The 22,617-nt window shown below is 71.9% G+C and carries 22 protein-coding genes and 3 pseudogenes; 17 read left to right on the forward strand and 8 right to left on the reverse strand.

Going from position 1 to position 22,617, the window contains the following annotated elements:
- Positions 1 to 42 precede the first annotated feature (42 nt).
- Positions 43 to 726 (forward strand): RNA polymerase sigma factor, encoded by a 684-nt coding sequence (locus ACFYOY_RS17605; protein ID WP_137970031.1) that lies wholly within the window; start codon positions 43 to 45, stop codon positions 724 to 726.
- The gene (locus ACFYOY_RS17610) at positions 726 to 1,889 is read left to right on the forward strand and encodes a hypothetical protein (protein ID WP_351881229.1); all 1,164 of its coding nucleotides are present in this window, start codon (positions 726 to 728) and stop codon (positions 1,887 to 1,889) included. Before ACFYOY_RS17605 ends, ACFYOY_RS17610 begins: the two co-directional genes overlap by 1 nt.
- Positions 1,890 to 2,161: 272 nt before the next feature.
- Here ACFYOY_RS17610 and ACFYOY_RS17615 read toward each other — a convergent pair whose 3' ends face one another.
- On the reverse strand, positions 2,162 to 3,055 hold the full coding sequence (locus ACFYOY_RS17615; RefSeq protein ID WP_351881226.1) for a L,D-transpeptidase family protein: 894 nt from the start codon (positions 3,053 to 3,055) through the stop codon (positions 2,162 to 2,164).
- Between the two features lie 135 nt (positions 3,056 to 3,190).
- Between ACFYOY_RS17615 and ACFYOY_RS17620 the strand changes: the two genes are divergently transcribed.
- Entirely contained in the window at positions 3,191 to 4,780 is a 1,590-nt protein-coding gene (locus tag ACFYOY_RS17620; protein ID WP_351881223.1) for a methylmalonyl-CoA mutase family protein, read from the forward strand.
- Between the two features lie 65 nt (positions 4,781 to 4,845).
- Positions 4,846 to 5,061 (forward strand): hypothetical protein, encoded by a 216-nt coding sequence (locus ACFYOY_RS17625; RefSeq protein ID WP_351881220.1) that lies wholly within the window; start codon positions 4,846 to 4,848, stop codon positions 5,059 to 5,061.
- 407 nt (positions 5,062 to 5,468) lie between these two features.
- On the opposite strand, the gene ACFYOY_RS17630 is transcribed toward ACFYOY_RS17625, so the two are convergent.
- Positions 5,469 to 6,182 (reverse strand): phenylalanine--tRNA ligase beta subunit-related protein, encoded by a 714-nt coding sequence (locus tag ACFYOY_RS17630; protein ID WP_351881217.1) that lies wholly within the window; start codon positions 6,180 to 6,182, stop codon positions 5,469 to 5,471.
- 143 nt (positions 6,183 to 6,325) lie between these two features.
- Here ACFYOY_RS17630 and ACFYOY_RS17635 point away from each other — a divergent pair, with 143 nt between their 5' ends.
- Entirely contained in the window at positions 6,326 to 7,576 is a 1,251-nt protein-coding gene (locus ACFYOY_RS17635) for an alpha/beta hydrolase family protein (protein WP_388587893.1), read from the forward strand.
- A gap of 54 nt (positions 7,577 to 7,630) precedes the next feature.
- On the opposite strand, the gene ACFYOY_RS17640 is transcribed toward ACFYOY_RS17635, so the two are convergent.
- Positions 7,631 to 7,777, reverse strand: coding sequence for an SCO1431 family membrane protein (locus tag ACFYOY_RS17640; protein WP_388587896.1), 147 nt, complete (start codon positions 7,775 to 7,777; stop codon positions 7,631 to 7,633).
- A 131-nt stretch (positions 7,778 to 7,908) separates the two neighbouring features.
- Between ACFYOY_RS17640 and ACFYOY_RS17645 the strand changes: the two genes are divergently transcribed.
- From ACFYOY_RS17645 to ACFYOY_RS17660, 4 genes are all read left to right on the forward strand, one after another.
- Complete coding sequence (locus ACFYOY_RS17645) at positions 7,909 to 9,330, forward strand: amidase (RefSeq protein WP_388587899.1); 1,422 nt, start codon at positions 7,909 to 7,911, stop codon at positions 9,328 to 9,330.
- Between the two features lie 142 nt (positions 9,331 to 9,472).
- Positions 9,473 to 9,781, forward strand: coding sequence for a hypothetical protein (locus ACFYOY_RS17650; protein ID WP_351882282.1), 309 nt, complete (start codon positions 9,473 to 9,475; stop codon positions 9,779 to 9,781).
- The gene (locus ACFYOY_RS17655; protein WP_388587902.1) at positions 9,778 to 11,853 is read left to right on the forward strand and encodes a bifunctional polysaccharide deacetylase/glycosyltransferase family 2 protein; all 2,076 of its coding nucleotides are present in this window, start codon (positions 9,778 to 9,780) and stop codon (positions 11,851 to 11,853) included. Before ACFYOY_RS17650 ends, ACFYOY_RS17655 begins: the two co-directional genes overlap by 4 nt.
- A gap of 17 nt (positions 11,854 to 11,870) precedes the next feature.
- A complete protein-coding gene (locus ACFYOY_RS17660) occupies positions 11,871 to 12,890 on the forward strand; it encodes an LCP family protein (RefSeq protein ID WP_388587904.1) in 1,020 nt (339 codons plus the stop codon).
- Between the two features lie 99 nt (positions 12,891 to 12,989).
- Here the strand turns inward: ACFYOY_RS17660 and ACFYOY_RS17665 are convergent.
- A pseudogene (locus ACFYOY_RS17665) lies at positions 12,990 to 13,112 on the reverse strand (DUF397 domain-containing protein); the annotation flags it as partial.
- A 170-nt stretch (positions 13,113 to 13,282) separates the two neighbouring features.
- On the opposite strand from ACFYOY_RS17665, the gene ACFYOY_RS17670 reads away from it, so the two are divergent.
- Positions 13,283 to 14,110, forward strand: a complete 828-nt coding sequence (locus ACFYOY_RS17670; RefSeq protein WP_351881204.1) for a DUF1963 domain-containing protein — start codon at positions 13,283 to 13,285, stop codon at positions 14,108 to 14,110.
- A 30-nt stretch (positions 14,111 to 14,140) separates the two neighbouring features.
- Here ACFYOY_RS17670 and ACFYOY_RS17675 read toward each other — a convergent pair whose 3' ends face one another.
- Complete coding sequence (locus ACFYOY_RS17675) at positions 14,141 to 14,749, reverse strand: TetR/AcrR family transcriptional regulator (protein ID WP_351881201.1); 609 nt, start codon at positions 14,747 to 14,749, stop codon at positions 14,141 to 14,143.
- A gap of 96 nt (positions 14,750 to 14,845) precedes the next feature.
- Between ACFYOY_RS17675 and ACFYOY_RS17680 the strand changes: the two genes are divergently transcribed.
- Positions 14,846 to 15,595, forward strand: coding sequence for an SDR family oxidoreductase (locus ACFYOY_RS17680; protein WP_351881198.1), 750 nt, complete (start codon positions 14,846 to 14,848; stop codon positions 15,593 to 15,595).
- 60 nt (positions 15,596 to 15,655) lie between these two features.
- On the opposite strand, the pseudogene ACFYOY_RS17685 reads toward ACFYOY_RS17680, so the two are convergent.
- Both ACFYOY_RS17685 and ACFYOY_RS17690 read right to left on the reverse strand, forming a co-directional pair.
- Positions 15,656 to 15,760 (reverse strand): annotated as a pseudogene (locus ACFYOY_RS17685) (RNA polymerase subunit sigma-24); the annotation flags it as partial.
- A pseudogene (locus ACFYOY_RS17690) lies at positions 15,724 to 16,191 on the reverse strand (FAD-dependent oxidoreductase); the annotation flags it as partial. The pseudogenes ACFYOY_RS17690 and ACFYOY_RS17685, both read right to left, overlap by 37 nt.
- Positions 16,192 to 16,387: 196 nt before the next feature.
- On the opposite strand from ACFYOY_RS17690, the gene ACFYOY_RS17695 reads away from it, so the two are divergent.
- Positions 16,388 to 16,711 (forward strand): hypothetical protein, encoded by a 324-nt coding sequence (locus tag ACFYOY_RS17695; protein ID WP_351881195.1) that lies wholly within the window; start codon positions 16,388 to 16,390, stop codon positions 16,709 to 16,711.
- A gap of 65 nt (positions 16,712 to 16,776) precedes the next feature.
- Here ACFYOY_RS17695 and ACFYOY_RS17700 read toward each other — a convergent pair whose 3' ends face one another.
- Positions 16,777 to 17,508, reverse strand: a complete 732-nt coding sequence (locus tag ACFYOY_RS17700; protein WP_351881193.1) for an FCD domain-containing protein — start codon at positions 17,506 to 17,508, stop codon at positions 16,777 to 16,779.
- Positions 17,509 to 17,640: 132 nt separating this feature from the next.
- Between ACFYOY_RS17700 and ACFYOY_RS17705 the strand changes: the two genes are divergently transcribed.
- The 5 genes from ACFYOY_RS17705 to ACFYOY_RS17725 all read left to right on the forward strand — a co-directional run bounded on the left by ACFYOY_RS17705 (position 17,641) and on the right by ACFYOY_RS17725 (position 22,494).
- Entirely contained in the window at positions 17,641 to 18,153 is a 513-nt protein-coding gene (locus ACFYOY_RS17705; protein WP_351881190.1) for a gluconokinase, read from the forward strand.
- Positions 18,154 to 18,172: 19 nt separating this feature from the next.
- The gene (locus tag ACFYOY_RS17710; protein ID WP_351881187.1) at positions 18,173 to 19,570 is read left to right on the forward strand and encodes a gluconate:H+ symporter; all 1,398 of its coding nucleotides are present in this window, start codon (positions 18,173 to 18,175) and stop codon (positions 19,568 to 19,570) included.
- A gap of 37 nt (positions 19,571 to 19,607) precedes the next feature.
- The gene (locus tag ACFYOY_RS17715) at positions 19,608 to 20,378 is read left to right on the forward strand and encodes an SDR family oxidoreductase (protein ID WP_351881184.1); all 771 of its coding nucleotides are present in this window, start codon (positions 19,608 to 19,610) and stop codon (positions 20,376 to 20,378) included.
- A 32-nt stretch (positions 20,379 to 20,410) separates the two neighbouring features.
- Positions 20,411 to 21,442 carry an L-idonate 5-dehydrogenase gene (locus tag ACFYOY_RS17720; RefSeq protein WP_351881181.1) on the forward strand — a complete coding sequence of 344 codons (1,032 nt, stop codon included), beginning with the start codon at positions 20,411 to 20,413 and terminating at the stop codon, positions 21,440 to 21,442.
- A 797-nt stretch (positions 21,443 to 22,239) separates the two neighbouring features.
- A complete protein-coding gene (locus tag ACFYOY_RS17725; protein WP_388587912.1) occupies positions 22,240 to 22,494 on the forward strand; it encodes a hypothetical protein in 255 nt (84 codons plus the stop codon).
- The last annotated feature ends 123 nt before the right edge of the window (positions 22,495 to 22,617 follow it).

Consider the following 22,617-nt stretch of genomic DNA (forward strand, 5'->3'; position numbering starts at 1 on the left):
TCGACTGGACCACGGATTCTCCGAGTGGGGCAGGAAGAGAGCGTGCAGGCGGACGACGCGGAACTGACCGCCGCGGTACTCGCGGCGCAGGAAGGGGACGAGACCGCCTTCCGGACCGTCTACCGGTCCGTGCACCCTCGCCTCCTCGGCTATGTGCGCACGCTGGTCGGTGACGGAGACGCGGAGGACATCACCTCCGAAGCATGGCTGCAGATCGCCCGTGACCTGCAACGCTTCAGCGGAGACGCCGACCGTTTCCGGGGCTGGGCGGCCCGAATAGCCCGCAATCGCGCACTGGACCACATACGGATGCGCGGCCGCCGCCCGGCCATCGGCGGCGACGAGTCGGAGCTGGAGTTCCGCGCCTCCGACGCGGACACGGCCGGTGAGGCGATGGAGGCCCTCGGCACCGGCCGGGCGCTCGGGCTGATCGCCCAGCTGCCACAGGACCAGGCCGAGGCGGTGGTGCTCCGGGTGGTCCTCGGCCTCGACGCCAAGAGCGCGGCCGCGGTGCTCGGCAAGCGGCCGGGGGCGGTGCGCACGGCCGCCCACCGGGGTCTGCGGCGGCTCGCGGACTTGATCGGCCCGGCGGCGGGGGACGATCCGGCGGTGCTCGAGGGGATCCCGGGGCAACGTGAGTCACACGGCGGCGGCGCAACCAAGCCGGGTGTGGCGAAGTCTGCTGGTGTGACGGATTCACGCGCGCCAACGCAGAAGGACATGTGATGGCCGAAGACCACCGCTACAGCTGGCTGGATGACAGTGCCGCGGAGCGGTTGCTTCGCGGCGAACCGGTCGAGGGGCAGCCCGGGGCTCCCGACGGCCGGGGCGACGAGTCATATGCCGAAGCGGAGCGGTTGGCGGCAGTACTCAGCGCCGTCGCCGGAGCGGGCCGCCCGGCGGCCCCCTCCGACGCGTCCGCGCTTCCGGGCGAGGAAGCGGCCATGGCCGCCTTCCGGGCGGCCCGGGTCGAGGCCGAAGCGGATGCCGTCGCCGAGCCGGGGGTGACCCGGCGGCCGCAGCGGATCCGGCAGTTCAGAGAGAGACAGCCGCGGCTGCGCCGCCCGCTGCGGGCGGGCATGATCGCGATGGTGGCCGGCTGTGCGCTGGGCGGTTTCGCGGTCGCGGCCGCGGCGGGCGTGCTGCCCACCCCGTTCGGGCCGAGCCACCACACTCCGGGCCCCTCGGTGAGCATGTCGGACGCCGGACCCGGCGGGGAATCCGCCCATCCGGACATCTCCGAGGACGGCGGTACGACGGCGCCCGGTCCCAGTGGTTCAGGCGACAACGATGCCAGCGATGTGGGTTCGAACGGTGCCCAGGGCGGAACCGTCACCTCCGATCCGGGGGGCGGCGACAAGGGCAAGGAGGGGGACGCCTCCTCCAAGGGGAAGCACAGCACCCCGAGATGGGCCCTCCGCGTCTGCCCCCGGTACCTGGCCGCGGAGCTGGCGGGCGTGGACCTCGACAAGAAGTCGCTGAAGAAGCTGACGAAGGCGGCCGGCAGCGCGTCCGCCATCCACGGCTACTGCACCCAGATCCTCGCCGACGACAGCACGGACACCCCGCGCAGCGACGACAGCGGCGAGAGCACGGACAATGGTGGCGGCGACAACAGCACCGACAGCGGTTCGGACAACGGCGGCGGCATCGGTGGCTCCGACGGCTCCGGCTCCGGTGACGGCGGCGGTTCGGACAGCGGCGGCGACTCCGGTGGCGATTCGGGAAAAGGTGGCGGGGACGACACCACAGTCCCCCAGCCCCCGCCTCCGCCGGGCGACACCACCGGCACCACAGGCACGCCGAGCGCCACCACGACACCGACGCCCGCAGATGACTCCACGGCGTCAACGGACCCGGTGACGGCCACGGAAACGGGTGCCGACTGAGACTCCGGCACCCAGGTGTGACGTTTTTTTCAGCGGTGACGCTGAAAGAAATGGGCCGACTGGTCATCGGCCGCGCGGGAGCCGAGGTTCCCCCCGTACCGACGGCTCCGCGCATTCGGCGCGGGCAGAGCACGTTCCCCCGGCTCTGCCCGCGCCGCCCCTCTTTTTTGGGGCTCGGTTCACTCGCCGGAAGACCCCAGCCCCGGAAGCACTACGGCGCCCGTCGGCTTGCCCCCTGCCGCTGGGACGTGCGCACCGCAGACCGATAGGGCCTACTTGTAGACCACGACCTTGTCGCCCGCCCTGACCTTCCCGAAGAGCGCAGCGATCTTCTTCTTGTCGCGAACGTTCACACAGCCGTGCGAGGCGCCGCTGTAGCCGCGGGCGGCGAAGTCCGACGAGTAGTGCACCGCCTGACCGCCGCTGAAGAACATCGCGTACGGCATCGGGGTGTGATAGATCGTCGACACATGGTCCCGGCTCTTGAAGTTGACCTGGAACAGCCCCTCCCGGGTCGGGGTGTACTCCGAGCCGAAGCGCACATCCATCGCCGACACCACCCGCCCGCTGACCATCCAGGCCAGGGTGCGGCTGGTCTTGCTGATGCACAGCACCCGGCCGGTCAGGCACCGCGGATCCGGCTTGGCCAGCGGAAGAGTGGTCGGCGGATACAGCTGGTCGCGCGTGGGCGCCTTGGTCGCCGAGCGCAGTGAGGTCCAGGTGCGCCGGCTCACCGAGCCGGTGACCGAGAGGCCGTGGCCCCGCTGGTACGCGCTGACCGACGCCTGCGTGATCGTGCCGTAGTAGCCCGTCGGGTTCCGGTTGAAGAGGCCGAGCGCGCGCAGCCGCGCCTGGAGTTCGCGCACCCGGTCCCCGCTGGTGCCGACGGCGATCACGGGCGGGGCCACCCTCGGCGCGGTGCGCCGCGGTGTGACGGGCGTCGTGGTGCGCGTCGGGGGCGCCAGGACCCGCTTGGGCTTGGCCGTGTGCGTGAACGTGCGATGCGGCCGGGGCGTCTCCCGCGCGGGTGTGCTCGTACTGGCCCGGGCCTGCGGTCTTTCCTGCCCCCGGCCGTCCACGGTCGCTTCCCCCGCCCGGCACCCCGCGACCAGTGCCGCCGCCGTGGCCGTGGCCAGCGCCGTGCCGACCACCGCTGTCCGGTGCATCTGAACCCCCCACTCGCTGATCTTTTTGCTCTGAATGCTTCCCGAAGCTGCCAGGAGGCGAACATCGACGCATGCTGTGAACAAGGCCCCGTACCGGGAGAACGCCCGGTATCAGCCACCAGGAGGCGTGGACCCATGGCGCGCGAGTCGGAGTCGGGATTCCCCGTCGAGCCGGTGTACGGGCCCGGCGCGCTGAGCGGCTGGGATCCGGCCGGGCGGCTGGGCGAGCCGGGGGAGTACCCCTTCACCCGCGGGGTCTATCCGACGATGTACACCGGCCGCCCCTGGACGATGCGGCAGTACGCGGGGTTCGGCACCGCCACCGAGTCCAACGCCCGCTACCGGCAATTGATCGAGCACGGCACCACCGGACTGTCGGTGGCCTTCGATCTGCCGACCCAGATGGGCTACGACTCCGACGCACCGCTCGCGCACGGCGAGGTCGGCAAGGTGGGCGTGGCCATCGACTCGATCGAGGACATGCGGGTGCTGCTGGGAGCCATTCCGCTGGACCGGGTCTCCACCTCCATGACCATCAACGCGCCCGCGGCCCTGCTGCTGCTCCTCTACCAACTCGTGGCCGAGGAGCAGGGCGTGGCCGGGAGCCGGCTGACCGGCACCATCCAGAACGACATCCTCAAGGAGTACATCGCCCGCGGCACCTACATCTTTCCGCCCGGCCCCTCGCTGCGGCTGGTCGCGGACATCTTCAAGTACTGCAAGGCCGAGCTGCCGAAGTGGAACACCATCTCGATCTCCGGCTACCACATGGCGGAGGCCGGGGCCTCGCCCGCGCAGGAGATCGCCTTCACCCTGGCCGACGGCATCGAGTACGTCCGTACGGCCGTCGCGGCGGGGATGGACATCGACGACTTCGCACCCCGGCTCTCCTTCTTCTTCGTCTCCCGCACCACGCTGCTGGAGGAGGTCGCCAAGTTCCGCGCCGCGCGCCGGATCTGGGCGCGGGTGATGCGGGAGGAGTTCGGCGCCCGCGATCCGAAGTCCCAGATGCTGCGCTTCCACACCCAGACCGCGGGCGTCCAACTCACCGCCCAGCAGCCCGAGGTGAACCTCGTACGCGTCGCCGTCCAGGGCCTGGCCGCCGTGCTCGGCGGCACCCAGTCGCTGCACACCAACGCCTTCGACGAGGCCATCGCGCTCCCGACCGGCACCTCCGCCCGGCTGGCGCTGCGCACCCAGCAGGTGCTGGCGTACGAGACCGATGTGACGGCGACCGTGGACCCCTTCGCGGGCTCCTACGCCGTCGAGTCGCTGACCGACGCCGTCGAGGCGGCGGCCGTCGATCTGATGCGGCGGGTTGAGGACCTGGGCGGTGCGGTGGCCGCCATCGAGCGGAACTTCCAGAAGGAGGAGATCGAGCGCAGCGCCTACCGGATCGCCCAGCAGACGGACGCGGGCGAACGCGTGGTGGTCGGCGTCAACCGCTTCCAGCTCGAGGAGGAGGCTCCGTACGAGCCGCTGCGGGTGGACCCGGAGATCGAGGCCCGGCAGCGCGACCGGCTCGCCCGGCTGCGCGCCGAACGCGACCGCTCGGCGGTGGGCGCGGCGCTGTCGTCCCTGCGGAAGGCCGCCGAGAGCGAGGCGGGCACGGCCAATGTGCTGTACCCGATGAAGGACGCGCTCGCGGCGCGGGCCACGCTTGGTGAGGTGTGCGACGCGCTGCGGGAGGTGTGGGGGACGTACAAGCCGGTGGACGCGTTCTGAGGCGGCCGGGGCCGGCCCGGGGCGGGTCCGGGGCGGTTGTCAGGGGGTTGGGTGACACTGGAGCCATGTCGTCGTCACCCCGCCGCGCCTGCCCGGTCTGCACCCGTGAGATCGCGGTCGTCGGTGGGCGCTTCGCCCGCCATGACCCGCCGGGGCGGCGCTCCGCCCTTGAGCTGATCTCCTGCCCCGGTTCGCGGCGGATGGCGCCGCTGCTGACCACCCCGCCGAAGCTCTTCGGGGAGGACGAGCCACCGACGCCGGGGCAGCAGTCGCTCTTCTAGCCTGCGGCGGGTCTGTCCCTTCCCGCAGTATCGATACGCGCTCCGCCGCGTGGCGGGGCTCCGCCCAGACCCCGCGGCCGAGCCCTTGGCAGCGGGGCCGAAACTGGGGCTCCGCCCCCGCCCCGGGGCCCGGGGCGGATCCCCTGGCGGCGGGCACGGGTGGGGAGGGTGCCCGCTTCCCCGCCGCCTCCCGAAACTGGGGCTCCGCCCCAGCCCCCGGGGCCAGGCTGGCCCAGCGCCCAGGCTCCGTCGTCCTGGCGTGCCGGTGCGCTGGGGGTGTCCGGGGATCTGGCCCGGACCTCGGGGTCCAGGGGCGGAGCCCCTGCCACGCGGCGGAGCCACAGATCGATGCTGCGGGAAGGGGCGGGGTGGGGAAGACCCGCCGGATCCGGCGCCCCAGCGCCCCGCTACGGCGCGTCCACCAGCCGGGAGGCGAGCGTCACCCCCGGGCCGGCGTCCGTCAGGGCCTCCATGAGCTGGTCGCCGGCGGCCTTCAGCGCCGTGTCGTCCATCGGCCCCAGCGCGTCCAGCACGAACATCGCCCGCGTGGTGGCGTGGGTGAGCCGGGTGCGGGTGCACTGGCGCCAGTTCCAGCGGCGGCAGGTGACGCCCGCCTCGTCCCGCCAGACCACCTCGCCGGGCGCCGGGTGCTCCACCACGGGCTCGCCCCCGGCCGTCGTCTCGAAGGTCTCGTCGCCCTCGGCGCGCACGAGCCGGGCCGCGCCCACGTAGTGGTCGAGGTCCTCGCCGCCCAGGGGGATCACATGCCCGACCGAGATCGCGTTGTAGATGTCGGTCAGCCGGTCCACCCGGGGCAGCCCGGCGGGCGCGCGCCGCAGCAGTGCCTCCGCGCTGGGCCGGGTGCGCTGGGGCTTCGCCCCGAAGGCGCGGAACGCCTCGCGCCAGGCGGCCAGATGCGGATGCTCCTCCACCGGCCCGTCCCCGAACCGCTCCCGCGCCGCCTGCTCGGCGTCGGCCAGCAGCCGCTCGCTCAGCTCGTCGCTCGGCCCGGGACGCAGCCCCTCGGCGGTGATGAGCAGCGCCCGGTAGTCGGGGCGCAGGGCGTGCACGGCGGGGTCGATGGCGGCGGAGTCCAGCCAGCCTGCGGCGTCGTTCGTCATGCGGTCCACTATGGCATACGGTGCGGTGCAGTGTGATGTACGGGCGCTGGGGTCACCCCGTGCGGGCGCTGGGGCCACCCCCACCCCGGAGACGGTGGGCGGCCTGATGGTGGCGTACGGCCGGGAGCGGCACGCTCTTCGGCATGACCACACGTACTTCCGACTCCGGCCCCCGCCGCCGGGCCCTGCTGGCCGCCACCGCGCTCGCCACCGTAGGCGTGGGTTCGGCCCAGCCGAAGGCGGTCGCCGCCCCGGCCGCCCGGCGGGTGCGGCTGACGCTGCCCGCGCCCACCGGGCCGTACCCCGTGGGCACCGTCTCCCACCGCCTCGTCGATCAGGACCGGCCCGATCCCTGGGTCGCCTCCCGGCCGTCGCGCGAACTGATGGTCAGCGTCCGCTATCCGGCTCGGGACGTCGAGCGGTATCCGCGCGCCGCGCAGTTGCTGCCGGGTGAGGCGGCCGGCTTCGACCGGCTGAACAACTTCGGGGGCGTGCCGAAGGGCCGTGTCGACTGGGCGGCGACGCGCACCTTCGCGCACCAGGAGGCCCCGCCCGCGAGGGCGCGCCGGGGCGCCGCGCGCCCGGTGGTGCTCTACTCGCCCGGCGTCGGCGACCCGCGCTCGCTGGGCACCACGCTCACCGATGAGCTGGCCTCGCGCGGCTATGTCGTGATCTGTGTCGACCACACCTACGACGGGTCGGCGGTCGAGTTCCCGGATGGCCGGGTCGAGACCAGCAGGCTGCCGGAGGAGTACGAACGCGCCAAGCGCGAGGGCACGGTCGTCGCACTGCTGCGGAAGACCTGTGCGGTGCGGGTGGCGGATCTTCGCTTTGTCCTCGACCGGCTGGAGACGCTCGCCCCGATGCCGCTCGACCGGTCCGCCATCGGTGCGTTCGGGCAGTCGGCGGGCGGTTTCGCGGCCCTTCAGGCGATGCACGACGACCGGAGGATCGCGGCGGCCGCGAATCTGGACGGGGTGCTGGCGTACGTCGAGGGGGACCAGGACCCCGGCCCCCTCTCCACGGTCGCCGCGGATGGGGTGGACCGTCCCGTGCTGGCCATGGGCAAGGACGGAAACGACCACCACACCGTGCCGTCGTGGGCCGCGCTGTGGGAGCACAGCTCGGGCCCGCGCCTCGATCTGACGCTGCTCGGTTCGGACCATGCGACCTACACCGACGCCACGTCGATGCTGCCGCGGATCGCCGCGCGGCTCGGTCTGCCGGAGAAGGTGGTGACCGACGCGATCGGCACGGTCGCCCCGCAGCGGGCGGTGGCCGTGCAGCGCGCGTATGTCCCGGCGTTCTTCGACCGCGAGTTGCGCCACCGCGATGACGCGGGGCTGCTTGACGGGCCGTCGGCCCGCTACCCGGAGGTGCGATTCGTCGGCTAGGCCCCCGGTCCGGGCCCGAGCCCCCGGTCCGGGCCCGGTCCGGGCCGAGTACGTCTAGAACAGTCCGAGCTGGGTGATGAGCAATGCGAGGACGACGACGAGCGACCAGCCGAGCAGATGCTCCAACAGGTGATCCTCGCCGTCGGAGGGGCCTCCGGTGCGGGAGTGGAGGCCGGTGCGGCGCGCCGCGATGTCGGTCATGCGGGTGTCCTCTGTGCTCAGCGATGATCGTGATGAAAGTGATGAAACGGGTCATCACCGTTGCTCAGGGTGCGCGGAGCAGCCGCCAGGGGTAAAGGGGAAGTGGCCGAACTCACCCGAGGAGGACCACGGTGACCAGCGTCATTCCCAAGGGTCTGGGCGAGCAGATCCGCGCCCTGGCCGGAGGCGAGGTGACCTCCCATGCGCTGGTCGAGCAGGCGCTCGAGCGCATCGCCGAGACCCAGCCCTCCCTGAACGCCTTCCGCCGCATCCGCGCCGAGGCCGCCCTGCGCGAGGCCGCCGAGGCCGACCGGCGGCTGGCGGCGGGAGAGCGGCTGCCGCTGCTCGGCGTGCCGCTCGCGGTCAAGGACGATACGGATGTGGCGGGCGAGCCCACCGCCTTCGGCTGCTGCGGCGACTTCCCGGCCAAGGTCGAGGACGGCGAGACGGTGCGGCGGCTGAGGGCGGCCGGAGCCGTGATCGTCGGCAAAACCAACACCCCCGAGCTGGGCCAGTGGCCGTTCACCGAGGGCCCGGCCTTCGGCGACACCCGCAACCCCTGGAACCCGGAGTACACCCCCGGCGGCTCGTCCGGCGGCGCCGCGGCCGCCGTCGCCGCCGGTCTGGTCCCCGCCGCGCTCGGCTCCGACGGCGCGGGCTCGGTCCGTATCCCCGCCGCCTGGACGCACCTGATCGGCATCAAGCCCCAGCGCGGCCGGATCTCCACCTGGCCGGAGGCCGAGTCCTTCAACGGCATCACCTGCAACGGCCCGCTCGCCCGTACGGTCGCCGACGCGGCGCTGCTGCTGGACGCCGTGAGCGGCAACCGCGAGGGGGATCTGCACTGCCCGGAGCCGGTGGATGTGCTGTCCGCGGTGGGCCGTGACCCGGGGCGGCTGCGGATCGCCCTCTCGTTCAAGACGGCCTTCACCGGCACCCCGAAGAGGCTGGACCCGCTCGTGCGGGCCTCGGTCGTCCGGCTCGCCGAGCGGCTGGCGGCCCTCGGCCATGAGGTCGTGGAGGCCGAGCCGCGCTACGGACTCGTGGGCTTCTCGTTTCTGCCGCGCGCCACGGCCGGGCTCTTCGAATGGTCCGGCCGCGTCCCCGATCCGCTGCTGCTCGACATCCGCACCCGCCACGCCGCCCGCAACGGCCGGCTGCTGGGCGGCGCCGCGCTGCGGTGGGCGCGGTCGTACGAGGAGCCGCTGCGGCGCCAGGTCGGGGCGATCTTCCAGCGCTTCGACGTCGTCCTCTCCCCGACGACGGCCACGCCCCCGCTGCGGATCGGCGCGATGGCCGCGCTGTCGGGCTGGCAGACCGATCGGGCCATGATCGCGGCATGTCCGTACGCCTGGCCGTGGAATGTGCTGGGGTGGCCCGCGATGAACGTCCCCGCCGGGTTCGCCGACCCCGAGCGCACGCTGCCGCTGGGCGCCCAGTTCCTCGGCCCGGCCAACAGCGAGCCCGTGCTGATCTCGCTGGCGGCCCAGTTGGAGGCCGACCAGCGGTGGTACGAGCGCTGGCCCCAGGTGTCCCGCCCCGGCCCGCAGTGACCCTTCTCTCATACTTTTCAGACATACCCGCTTGAGAGAGAAATGCCAGGCCACGGCTACCTCCGGTAATGAGGAGGGCGCCATCTCGCGTGGTCACAAGCGTGCGAACGCATCGCTACACTTCCGCCACATGGTGAAGAGGGTGACCGAAAAGCGTCGGAGAAGAAAACAGAAGGGTCAGATATTCGTCAATGCCTCCGGCGGCCGGAGGCAGCTTCTGGCGCTCGCGGCGTTGGCCGTCGGCTGTGCCTGCGTCGGTTATCTGCTGCTGCTCGTGGCGGCCCTGTCCGGTGTGCTGTGGCAGGACGACCAGGAGCCGCCCAGGACCGCCGAGCGGTCCACCACCGGCAGCGCCCCGACCGCGGAGCCCTGGCCCAGTTCGTACACCTTCGGGACCGTGGTGACCGACCCCCTTGTCGCAGACTCACCGTCCCGGGGCGGCCCCTGGTGAGCAGGCACGCACACCGCCCCGAGCCGCGCGGCCACTGGCTGCTGCTGATCGTCGTCGTCTCCGCGGTCGCCGCCGCACTGGTGTTCGAAGGCTGGACCACCCACGAGGTCGCCTCCCAGCCGACGCGCCGCCCCTGTACGAGTCCCATCCCGAAGGTGGCCGACACCGGGAAACCGGTGGTGCGCATCGACGGCGGCAGGGTGCAGACGGCCGGGATGCCGGCTCGCACCGTCGCCCTCACCTTCGACGGGGGACCAGACCCCGTATGGACCCCACGGCTGCTGCACCTGCTGCGCACCCATCACGCGCACGCCACCTTCTTCCTCTCCGGCGTCCAGGCGGCCCGCCACCCCGAACTGGTGCGCCGCATCCGCGACGCGGGCCATGAGATCGGCTCGCTCACCTACACCGGCTCCGACCTGGGCTCGGCTTCCGCCGTGCGCACCCGGCTGGAGCTGTCCCTCACCCAGACGGCGCTGGCGGGCAGCGCGGGGACCACCACCAAACTGCTGCGGCTGCCACTCACCAGCCAGGCCGACACGATGTGCGGCGGCGAGTGGACGGCCGCCCGACGCGCCGCCGAGCAGGGGTATCTGCTGGTGGCGGCCGACCGGCCGGAGCGGAAGCCGGAGCAGGGTGTCGTCCAGCAGTACAGCCAGACGGACAGCGCCTACAGCGAGATCAAGAAGCTCTTCCGGAACCGGAAGATCGAGAAGTACACGACGGTGTCCGAGGGGCTCGGCCAGGCCCCGCTCAGCACCCCCGCCTCCACCGTCGGCGAGTTGCAGGGCAAGGCGCTGCTCCAGGTCCAGGCGATCGGGCACGGCTTCGTCCAGGGCATGACCTGGGTGCTGGGCATCGCGGGCGCACTGGCCCTGCTGCGGCTGGTGCTGATCGTCTTCTTCGCGCGGGCCCATGTCCGGCGCCTGCACCGCTTCCGGCCCGGCTCGCCCAGGTTGCGCGAGGTCAACGAGCCGGTGACGGTGCTCGTCCCCGCCTACAACGAGGAGGCGGGCATCGAGACCACCGTGCGGTCACTGCTCGCCTCCACTCACCGATGGCTTCAGATCATCGTGATCGACGACGGCTCGACCGACCAGACCGCGGACCTCGCCACCTGGATCGACGATCCCCGCGTCTCGGTGATCCGCCAGCCCAACGCGGGCAAGGCGGCCGCCCTCAACACCGGCCTGGTCCACGCCCAGTACGACATCGTGGTGATGGTCGACGCCGACACCGTCTTCGAACCGGAGGCCATCCACCAGCTCATCCAGCCGCTCGCCCACCCGGCCATCGGCGCGGTGAGCGGCAACACCAAGGTGGGCAATCGCCGTCGGATGCTGGGCCGGTGGCAGCATCTGGAGTACGTCTTCGGCTTCAACCTCGACCGCCGGATGTACGAGGTGCTGGAGTGCATGCCGACCGTGCCCGGCGCGATCGGCGCCTTCCGGCGGGACGCGCTGATGGGCGTCGGTGGGGTCAGCGAGGACACTCTCGCCGAGGACACCGATCTCACGATGGCCCTGTGGCGGGCCGGTTGGCGGGTGGTGTACGAGGAGTCCGCGATCGCCTGGACCGAGGTGCCCACCTCCCTGCGCCAGCTGTGGCGGCAGCGGTACCGCTGGTGCTACGGCACGCTCCAGGCCATGTGGAAGCACCGCCGCGCCCTCCGCGAGGTCGGCCCGGCCGGGCGCTTCGCCCGCCGAGCGCTGCCCTACCTCCTCCTCTTCCAGGTGGTGCTGCCGCTGCTCGCCCCTATCGTGGACGTCTTCGCCCTGTACGGCGTGGCGTTCGCCGATCCCCTGGAGTCGATCGGGGTGTGGCTCGTTTTCCTCGTGGTGCAGCTGCTCGGCGCCGGATACGCGCTGCGGCTGGACAAGGAACGGCTGCGGGCGCTGTGGGCGATGCCCTTCCAGCTCCTCGTCTACCGGCAGTTGATGTACCTCGTGATCATCCAGTCCGTGGTCAGCGCCCTGTTCGGTACCCGGCTGCGCTGGCACCGCATGCAGCGGAGCGGCTCCGCCGGGGAACAGCGGACGGTCGGACCGGCCGCGCGTCAGGGTCTGTCATGAGCAGGGGACGGAGAACCATGTCGAACGACGCCGACGAGCCCGCCCCCGGCCGCCGGTGGCCCCGGCGGCTGCGACGCACGGTGGTCGTCGTGCTCGCGGTGGTCCTGGTCGGGGCCGCCTCCACGTACGGCTGGGCCTGGTCCCAGCTGAACAACGACGTCGACCTGGCCAAGGTCGAGCACCGCCCCGCGCCGGGCAAGGGCACCAACTACCTCATCGTGGGCTCCGACAGCCGTGACGGCCTCTCCCCGGACGACAAGAAGACGCTGCACACCGGCTCGGCCGAGGGCCGCCGCACCGACTCCATGATGGTGCTGCACACCGGCGCCCACGGCGCCACGATGGTGAGCCTGCCGCGTGACTCATGGGTGACCCTCCCGCCGTTCACCTACCCCATGACCGGTAAGCGTCCCGGGCCGTCGAAGAACAAGCTCAACGCCGCGTTCTCGCTGGGCGGTCCCGAACTGCTGGTGCGCACCATCGAGTACAACACCGGGCTGCGGATCGACCACTACGCGGAGATCGGCTTCGCGGGCTTCGTCAACGTGGTCAACTCGGTGGGCGGCGTCCGGATGTGCCTCGACAAGCCCGTCAAGGACAAGAAGTCGGGCGCCGATTTGAAGGCGGGCTGTCAGATGCTGGACGGCCGCCAGGCCCTGGCCTTCGTCCGCCAGCGCCACCAGGAGGCCAACGGTGACCTCGGCCGCAGCCAGAACCAGCAGAAGTTCCTGTCCGCGCTGGCAAAGCGGGCCGCGCAGCCGGACCAGGTCTTCGTCCCGTGGAAGTCCCTGCCGACCGTCGGCGCGGGCCTCGACACGCTCATCGTGGACAAGGACACGGACCTGCGGACGCTGGTGTCTTTGTTCAAGGCGATGAAGCGGGTCTCGGGCGGCAGCGGCAACCGGTTGAACGTCCCCGTGGCTGGTCGCGGGGTCGCCACGTCCAAGGGCGACGCGCTGAAGTGGGACCAGGGGCGGGCGAAGCGGCTCTTCGAGCGGTTGCGGAACGATCAGCCGGTCGGCGCCCGCCGCGACTAGGGGTGACCGGTGGGTCTTTCCCCTCCCCGCCCCTTCCCGCTGCCGGGAAGGGGCCGGGAGGGGAGCAGCCCGCCGCAGGCGACACGGTCCGTCGGGCCCCTAGCTGTTGCTGGCGTAGGTCACGAACGCGGTCCAGGCGGTGGGGGTGACGGCGAGTTGGGGGCCGTTGGGGTTCCTGGAGTCGCGGATGTGGATGGTGGCGGGGGTCGCGGCGACCTCTACGCAGTCGTTGCTGGCCCGAGGCGCCGCGCGAGTGCGGGCACGGGCTGCTGCTGGTCGATGAGTTGGCCGACCGGTGGGGTGTCGTACCCGAGTTGATCGGCAAGGCGGTGTGGGCGGAGATCGGGACCCGAGGTGACCCGCCTGTCACTGGTGGGTGTTTGACTTCCCGGATGGACCCTGAGGCTACGTTTTCCGCCCTGCATGACTTCTGTGCCGAGCGACTCGGCGCCCCCTTGGCCGCGCGCCTCGTACGTCTCGCCCGGCCCGGTTTCGAGCTCGCCGAGGCCGGGCCGGGCGAGGTGGCCGGACACAGTCGATTCGGTGGCCGGGCGATGCTCGAGCCGGGCACGCCGTGGCCGGACTGTGAGGGCGTACCGCTGAGCCTGCTCGCCGTCCTTGACACCGACGCCTTGGCCCCCTGGCTCGGTGGCCTTCTCCCCACTGGGACGGGCTTGCTGAACTTCTTCTCCCTCGACTCCGAATCGGAGCGGTGCGATCCCGCCGCCCTTGAAGTGTCGCTCAAGATGGACCTCACCGACCCGCGGCTGGGGGCGGTCATCCCGGCCCGTTCCGCCCACGCCGTGGAGACGGACGCACCGGCCCGGTCGAGCGTCTTCGAGCCGGTCGCGTGGGCGGCGTCACCCGGGTTCGCCTTCCCCGACACGTGGGACCCGGCCTGGGACACGGTCGACCTGGGATCCGTGGTCGACCGCATGCCCGTTTACGAGATTACCGACCTGCTCCCCGGCTGGTCGGAGCAGCCGTATGCGCTCCACGCCGAGGACATGGCCTTCGGCTGGCCGCTGTTCCCCACGGGATCCTCGCCGACGCTGCCGGACGGCGAAGATTCGAGCCATTACCACCACTTGCTTCAGTTGTCCGGGCAGGACGAGTGGTGGATCGGCGGCGACGGCGGCTGGATGCACTGGTCGATTCCCGCCGACGCACTGCGTGGTGGCGACTTCAGTCGGGCGATCCCGACACCGGACATCTGGTGACGTCCGGGATCGTGGCGATCCGTCGGACACCTATACGGGCGGCCAGTTGCGCAGCGCCATGTCGGCCACCTGCTGCAGGTCGTCACGCGTAGCGCCGCTGGCCGCTTGGACGGCCATGCCGTTCGCCACGGTCATGAGGTAGCGGGCGAGCACTCCGGGATCGGTGTCGGGTGGCAGGTCGCCTTCGTCGACGGCCCGCCGGAACCGGTCGCGTAGGCGGGCCGTGCCCTCGTTGCGCCAGGCGGTGAGGGCTTCGCGGGCGTTGCGTCCGGGGTCGCCGGCGGCGAGGGAGCCCTGGACGCCGAGGCATCCGGCCGGGCAGCCGGGGCGGGTGTTGGCCCGGACGGAGCCGTCCAGGAACGCGGTGGCCACCTGCCGGGCGGTCGGTTCCCGCATGGCCCGCTCCGCGTACGCGGCGGGGCCCTCGGTGTAGCGCTCCAGGGCCTTGCGGAACAGATCCTCCTTGTTGCCGAAGGCCGCGTACATGCTGGTGCGGGTGATGCCCATGGCGCTGGTCAGGTCAGTGAGGCTGGCGCCTTCGTAGCCCTGCTCCCAGAAGACCCGCATGGCACGTTCGAGGGCCTCGTCGGCGTCGAAACCCCTCGGTCGGCCGATCGGTGCCTTCTGCCGCACGTTCATGGCAGGCAGCATACCTCTTCAGTACCGGTCGGTGCAGAAGTGCGCTACGCTCGCCTTCAGTACCGAGCGGTACAGAAATCTGCGGAGGTTATTGACATGGGACAGCTTGAGGGCAAGACCGCCGTCATCACCGGTGGCGGCACCGGGATCGGCCGGGCCACCGCCGTACGGCTGGCGGCCGAGGGCGCGCACGTGTTCGTCACCGGTCGGCGGAAGGCGGAGCTGGACGCGGCTGTTGAGGCCATCGGCCCGGCGGGGGCCACCGCCGTGGCGGGGGACGTCACGAACCTGGCCGACCTGGACCGGCTCTACGACGCGGTCCGCGCCCGGGGCCGGGGTCTGGACGTGGTCTTCGCGAACGCGGCGACCGCCGCGTTCGCGACACTGGAGGAGGTCACCGAGGAGCACCTCGACCGGACCTTCGCCGTCAATGTGCGGGGCACGCTGTTCACCGTGCAGAAGGCGCTGCCGCTGCTCAACGACGGCGCCTCGGTGATCCTGAACGCTTCCACCGCCGCCGACAACGGCACGGAGGCATTCGGCGCGTATGCGGCGTCCAAGGCCGCGATCCGTTCCTTCGCGCGGACCTGGGCCAACGAACTCAAGGGCCGCGGCATCCGGGTCAACGCGGTCTCGCCGGGGCCGATCGACACCCCGGGGATCACGGACCTCTTCGGCGAGGAGAACGCGGCCGACGCCAGGGGGCACCTCGCCACGACCGCCGCGATCGGCCGGATGGGACGCCCCGAGGAGGTCGCCGCGCTCGTGGCGTTCCTCGCCTCCGAGCAGAGCGCCTTCATCCTCGGCGCCAACCTCTATGTCGACGGAGGCGAGAACCAGATCTGACCCGGGCGCACCGGCCGCCACCGGCGCCCGCCCCCGCGGCCCCGGCGTCGTAGGGGACGGTCAGCGGGAGGTGAGGGGGGTCTCCGACTCGACGCGGGTGAGCTTTTCGGGGTTGCGGACGTAATAGTGGCCGGTGACGCGGCCGTTCTCCACGCGGAAGGCCCAGCCACCGGAGCCGACGCCGGCGTCGCGGCCAGCGCCGACCGGAGTCGTTCCGCCCCCTCGAGGTCCGACACCCAATGAGCGAACTCCGCCGCTCCGGGCACGCCGGGATCGGCGGCGCCGCTGCCCACCGCGTAGACGAGGTGGTCGTATGAGACCGTGCCACCGCCCGCCAGCGACACCTGGCGCTCGGCAGCGTCGATCCGGGTCGCGGTGTCGACCATCAGCCGGACCTTCCCGCCCAGAACCCCACCGAAGTCCTCGACCGCGTCATCGGAGCCGGTCACGAGCTGGTGCAGGCGGATCCGCGAGACGAAGTGCGGACGCGGATTGACCAGGGTCACCGATACGCCATCGCGCCGAGCCAGGCTGTTGGCCGCCGTCACGCCCCCGTACCCGCCGCCGATCACGACCACCTCGACGGTCCCGTTCATGATCTCTTTCTCGCGTTATGGACTCGGCCTCGAGACACCAGCGGCGCATCCGTTGTAACAGCCCACGGGTGAGACGTAGCGCACATCGGGCGGGGCCTGGTCCTACGCCGCGTCGGCTGATCCGCGGCTGAACGGCACGGCCTCGAGGACACGGGTCATCTGGTTCCGGCGGCGCCGGAGTCCCAGGAGGTTGTCGATGGGCGAGCCGGTCGCGAGGCGGGTCGCGGTGGGCCAGGACGAGGCGATGGGGCCAGCCGCGCACTCGCTCTACCGATCAGCCGCCCAACCGGTGATGGCCGAGCTGGGCCGGAACCTCGAACGCGCGGCGCAGCGGCCGGGCCTCGCCCTGCTCGCCACCGAGGACCGCTTTGTCGGGACCGTCGCACAGCGGTGCCGCGCGGCGCGGCGGGCCGGCGCCGGGACCGCGACGCTGGGCGGGCTCGGCCACTGGTGGATGACCCAGGACCCCGGCCGTGGTGCCCAGGTGCTCACCGATCTCTGGGACTCGTTGGACCGCTGAGGTGAACCGGACCTCGAAGACCCGGTGTTCACGCGGAGGTGCTCCGGGTGCGGGCCCCGCTGTCCTCAGGGCGCCAGGATGTCCAGCTCCCGCAGGGCCCCCACCGTGATCTCCCGCGTATAGCGCTCCGCCGCCTCCGCGTCGCCCGCGCGGACCGCTTCGGCCACGCGGACGTGGAGGGTGACCGCCTCCGGGTCGGGGTCGGTGAACATGATGCGGTGCTGGGTGCGGCCGGTCAGGACCTCGGCGACGACGTCGCCCAGGCGGGCGAACATCTCGTTGCCCGAGGCGCGCAGGATCACGCGGTGGAAGGCGACGTCGTGGATCAGGTACGCGGGCAGCTGCTGGCCGCGTGAGGTGGCGACCATGTTGAGGGCGTGCTCGGTGAGCTCGGCGCACTGCTCCGGCGTGGCGTGCTCGGCGGCCAGCGCGGCGGCGGCGGGTTCGATAGCTGAGCGGAGGGCGGTGAGGGAGCGGAGCTGGCGGGGGCGGTCGGGGCCGGCCAGGCGCCAGCGGATGATCTGGGGGTCGAAGACGTCCCACTCCTCGGTGGGGCGGACCGTCACCCCGACCCGGCGGCGGGACTCCACCAGGTGCATGGACTCCAGGACCCGCACCGCCTCCCGGACGACCGTGCGCGAGACGTCGTAGCGCCGCTCCAGCTCATCGGTGCGCAGGACGGTGCCCGGCGGATAGTCGCCCCCCGTGATCGCGGGGCCGAGGGACTCCAGGAGCCGGTCGTGCAGCCCTTGGGGCCTGGGCCTCTGACCACGGCCCTGGGGCCCCTGTTCGTCCATGCGCTCAGCCTACGCGGCGACCCACTCCTCAAATAAGTATGACTTTTAAGTCACGGACTCTTGAATACGTCGTATCTGTGGGGTTGAGTGTCCCCGGCGCCGAGGTCGAAGAAGACAGCGAGGTTTCACACAATGCACGCCCCCCAGGTTGTCGTGGTCATGGGAGTGTCCGGAACGGGCAAGACCACGGTCGGCCCCCTGTTGGCGGAGGGGCTCGGCGTCCCGTATGCCGAGGCCGACGACTTCCACCCGCCGGCCAACATCGCCAAGATGTCGGCCGGGACCCCGCTGGATGACGACGACCGGCGCCCCTGGCTGGACGCCATAGGTGCCTGGGCCCATGACCACGCCGCGGGCGGGGGCGTGGTGAGCTGCTCCGCGCTCAAGCGGAAGTACCGCGATCGGCTGCGGTCCGCCGCGCCCGGCATCGTCTTCCTCCATCTGACCGGCGACCGCGAGCTGATCGCCGAGCGGATGAAGGAGCGCAAGGGCCACTTCTTCTCCGGGGAACTGCTCGACTCCCAGCTCGCCACGCTCGAACCGCTGCAGCCGGACGAGTACGGCGTCGCCGTGGACGTCGGCCCGGAACCCGAGCTCATCACCGAGCGGGCCGCCGCCGAACTGCGGCGGCTCGAACACCAGTAACGCAGGTTAGGAAACTCCCGTGACCAGACTCAGCGTCGAGATGCTGGCAGCGGACACCGTCGACCCGATCACGTCGGCAGGTCACGCACAGCTCGGCATAGCCGTCCTCGTCGGCATAGCCGTTCTCGTCCTCCTCATCACCCAGACCAAGCTGCACGCGTTTCTGTCGCTGACGATCGGCTCACTGGCGCTCGGCGCCGTCGCGGGAGCCCCGCTCGACAAGGTCATCACCAGCTTCTCGGCCGGCCTCGGGTCGACCGTCGCGGGCGTCGGCGTGCTGATCGCGCTCGGCGCGATCCTCGGCAAGCTGCTCGCCGACTCCGGGGGCGCCGATCAGATCGTCGACACGATCCTCGCCAAGGCGAGTAACCGGACGATGCCCTGGGCGATGGTGCTGATCGCGGGGATCATCGGGCTGCCGCTCTTCTTCGAGGTCGGCATGGTGCTGATGATCCCGGTGGTGCTGCTGGTCGCCAAGCGCGGCAACTTCTCCCTGATGCGCATCGGCATCCCGGCGCTCGCGGGCCTGTCCGTGATGCACGGCCTGGTGCCGCCGCACCCCGGCCCGCTCGCCGCGATCGACGCGGTCCACGCCGACCTGGGGATCACCCTGGCGCTCGGCGTCCTCATCGCCGTGCCCACCGCCATCATCGCGGGCCCGGTCTTCTCGCGCGTCGCCGACCGCTGGGTGCATGTCACCCCGCCGGACCGGCTGATGCCCACGCGGCCGTCGGAGGAACTGGAGCGGCGTCCCGGGTTCGGCGTCACCGTGCTCACCGTGCTGCTCCCGGTCGTGCTGATGCTGATCAAGGCGCTGGTCGACATCGTGGTGGACGACCCGGAGAACAGCGTCCAGCGGGTCGCCGATGTCATCGGCGCTCCCCTGATCGCGCTGCTGGCCGCGGTGATCGTGGGCATGTTCACCCTCGGCCGGGCCGCGGGCTTCACCCGGGACCGGATCTCCTCCACCGTCGAGCACTCGCTCGCGCCGATCGCCGGAATGCTGCTGATCGTCGCCGCGGGCGGCGGCTTCAAGCAGACGCTGATCGACATCGGCGTCGGCAAGATGATCATGGATATCTCGCAGGACTGGAACGTCTCCGCGCTGCTGCTCGCCTGGCTGATCGCGGTCGCCATCCGCCTCGCCACCGGCTCCGCGACGGTGGCCACGATCTCGGCCGCCGGGCTGATGACCCCGCTGGCCGCCGATATGTCGAGCACCCATGTGGCGCTGCTGGTGCTGTCCATCGGTGCCGGGTCGCTCTTCTTCAGTCATGTCAACGACGCGGGATTCTGGCTGGTCAAGGAGTACTTCGGGATGAGCGTGGGACAGACGGTGCGGACCTGGTCGGTGATGGAGTCGATCATCTCCGTCGTCGGGCTCGTCTTCGTCCTGCTGCTGTCCCTGGTGATCTAGGAACTGGTGACGTGAGCACCGGAGAGGTACGTACGTCATGACGACGCATCCGCTCTTCGACATCGCGGGCCGCACCGCGCTGGTCACCGGCTCCAGCCGGGGCATCGGCCACGCCCTCGCGCGCGGTCTGGTGGAGGCCGGCTGCACGGTGGTGCTCAACGGGCGCGATCCGCACGCCCTCGAGAAGGCCGCCGCCGAGCTGGGCGGCGCCGACGCGGGGGTGCACACCGCCGCGTTCGACGTCACCGACGGTCCGGCCGTGGCCGCCGGTATCGCCGATGTGGAAGAGCGGGTGGGCCCGCTCGACATCCTGGTCAACAACGCCGGGATGCAGAACCGGGCGCCCCTGCTGGAGTTCACCGACGACGCCTGGCGGCAGATTCTGGACACCAATCTCACCAGCGCCTTCCTGGTGGGCCGGGAGACCGCCCGGCGAATGACCCCACGCGGCCACGGCAAGATCGTCAACATCTGCTCACTGCAGAGCGAGGTGGTCCGCCCCGGAATCGCCCCCTACGCGGCGACCAAGGGCGCGCTGAAGATGCTCACCAAGGGCATGTGCGCGGACTGGGGCCGGTACGGGATCCAGGTCAACGGGCTCGGCCCCGGCTATATCGAGACCGAGCTGACCCGGCCGCTGGTCGAGGACGAGGAGTTCAGTTCCTGGGTGCGCGGCCGGACCCCGGCCGGGCGCTGGGGCCGCACCGAGGACCTGGTCGGCGCGCTGCTCTATCTCGCCTCGCCCGCCGCGGACTTCGTGAGCGGACAGGTCCTGTATGTCGACGGCGGCATGACGAGCGTTCTGTAAACCTCGCGAAACCACTTGAGGAGGCTGGGCGGATGGTGCTGGGCTGTGTGATCCACGGGCAGGGTGATCTGCGGCTCGAGGAACTCCCCGAGCCGGAACCGGCGCCAGGACAGGCGCTCGTGGCGATCCGGTACGGCGGGATCTGCGGATCGGATCTCCACTACCACCGGCACGGCGGGGTGGGCGACTTCCGACTCCAGGAGCCTATGGTGCTCGGGCACGAGGTCGTCGGCACGGTCGTGGCGTACGGCGAGGGCGCGACCGGACCCGCGGTCGGCACCCCGGTCGCCGTCCATCCGGCCACCCCGTGCGGGGTGTGCCCGGAGTGCTCCGACGGCCGCGCCAACGTCTGCCGCGACACCCGCTATCTGGGCAGCGCCGCGCGCACCCCGCATGTCCAGGGCGGCTTCGCCTCCCAGATCGCCGTCCCGGCGGTGCAGCTCCGGGCCCTGCCCGAGGGGCTGGAGCCGCGCCGGGCCGCGCTTGCCGAACCGCTGGCCGTGGCGCTGCACGCGGTGCGGCGGGCGGGAGCGGTGAAGGGCCGCCATGTGCTGGTCACGGGCGCCGGTCCGATCGGCTGCCTGACCATCGCGGCGGCCCGCGCGGCGGGCGCGGCGACCATCACGGCGACCGATCTGCTGCCCCGCGCCCTGGAGTTCGCGGCGGCGGCCGGGGCGACGGCCTGCGTACGGGCCGACGATCCGGACGACCCGAACTGGCCCTCGGACGAGATGGATGTCGCGATCGAGGCGTCGGGCGTTGCGGCTGGGCTCGACACCTGTTTGCGCCGGGTGCGGCGCGGCGGTGTGGTGGTGCAGCTCGGCATGCTGCCCCCCGGGCAGAGCCCGTTCGCCGGGAACCTGCTGGTCGCCCGGGAGATCGAGCTGCGCGGCGCGCTGCGGTTCCACGCCGAGTTCGACGACGCGTTGCGGCTGTTGGCGGCCGAGCCGTCGTTCGACGCGTTGATCAGCGGGGTGCGGCCGGCGCGGGAGGCGGTGGAGGCGTTCGGCCAGGCGGCTGACCGCAGTCGGTCGTGCAAGGTGCTGCTGGACTTCGCCAACTGATCGTGCCCTGTGCGGGTGCACGGTGGGTGCTGGGGTGCTGGGGTGCTGGGGTGCTGGGGTGCTGGGGTGCTGGGGTGCGCGGTCCGTTGTGTGGTGGGTGTGCCGGGGGCGGGGCCTCCGGTACGGCGCCCTGGACCGCATATTTACGGGGCCGGTGCCCGGGGGCGTGGGGTGGGCCGGGGGTTGGCGCCACACATATGCGAAAGCGTCCAGGACACCGCCCCTGCGTCCCCGCCCCTCCCGTCTCATTCGTGGCTCCCCGCCGGTGGCGGGAGTTCAGCCTCTCCGGCGTTTGAGGAGCGGGTCCGGGGCTGAGCCCCGGCGGGGGCGAGGGGCAGAGTCCCTCGTTTCGGGAAGGGGCGGGGTGGGGGACTTTCCGCCCCAGGCGCCCACGGTCCGCACTCGGTATTCGGCCCCGGGGCCGGGTGCCGGGTGGGGTGCGGCCCCTCCCGTCCCGTCGTTTGCGGCCCCCCGCCGGTGGCACGAGTCGCTTGCCGCCGTGGGGCGGGTGTCGCGCTCAGCGAGTGGGCAGTCGTCCCCGCGCGTCGTCCGTCGCCCAGCAGGCATGGCCGTCGGGCGGATGAGGAAGGCGGCCGGGCCGGGGCCGTAGGCGGCGGCTAGGTGGCCGTCCGGGTCCAGGAGGTCGGGGTTCGGGCCGCCGGCGCGGATGGTGTGCAGGCGTTCGGCCGCCGCCAGGGTGGGGGCGAGGCCCCCGAAGTCGGTGGGCGGCGGTGTCGCGTCGCCGAGGACCAGCAGGGTGAAGTGCGGCCCTCGCAGCACGTCGAAGAGGCGGACGGGTGTCCCGTCCGGCAGTGCGCACGGGGCGTCCGGGGCCCGGTCGCCCGCCCCTGTCGGTCGAGCCCCCGCCGGGCGAGCGGGCCCCGGGCTACGACGTCACCGAGCGCGAGGAGCGCATGGCCGCCGAGGGCTACGAGCTGTCGGCGGAGGTGAGCGCGGACCTGTTCCAGGACTACGAGGCGCGCTTCGAGGAGGGGTCGCGCACCGTCGTGGCGGGCATCGAGGCGACCCTGGCCCCGGCGGGCTCGCGTTAGGAGCGCGTTGGAGGGACCGTCCCGGCTAGGGGGATCCCTAATTGTGACGTCCGGCACCATGGCAGGTCTGGACCAGTCGTGGCACTCTACCGGCGACCAGCGTCAGACAACGTTGTCCGACGC

The sequence above is a fragment of the Streptomyces sp. NPDC007875 genome (assembly GCF_042868035.1).
In the GTDB taxonomy this organism is placed as follows: Bacteria; Actinomycetota; Actinomycetes; order Streptomycetales; family Streptomycetaceae; genus Streptomyces; species Streptomyces antimycoticus.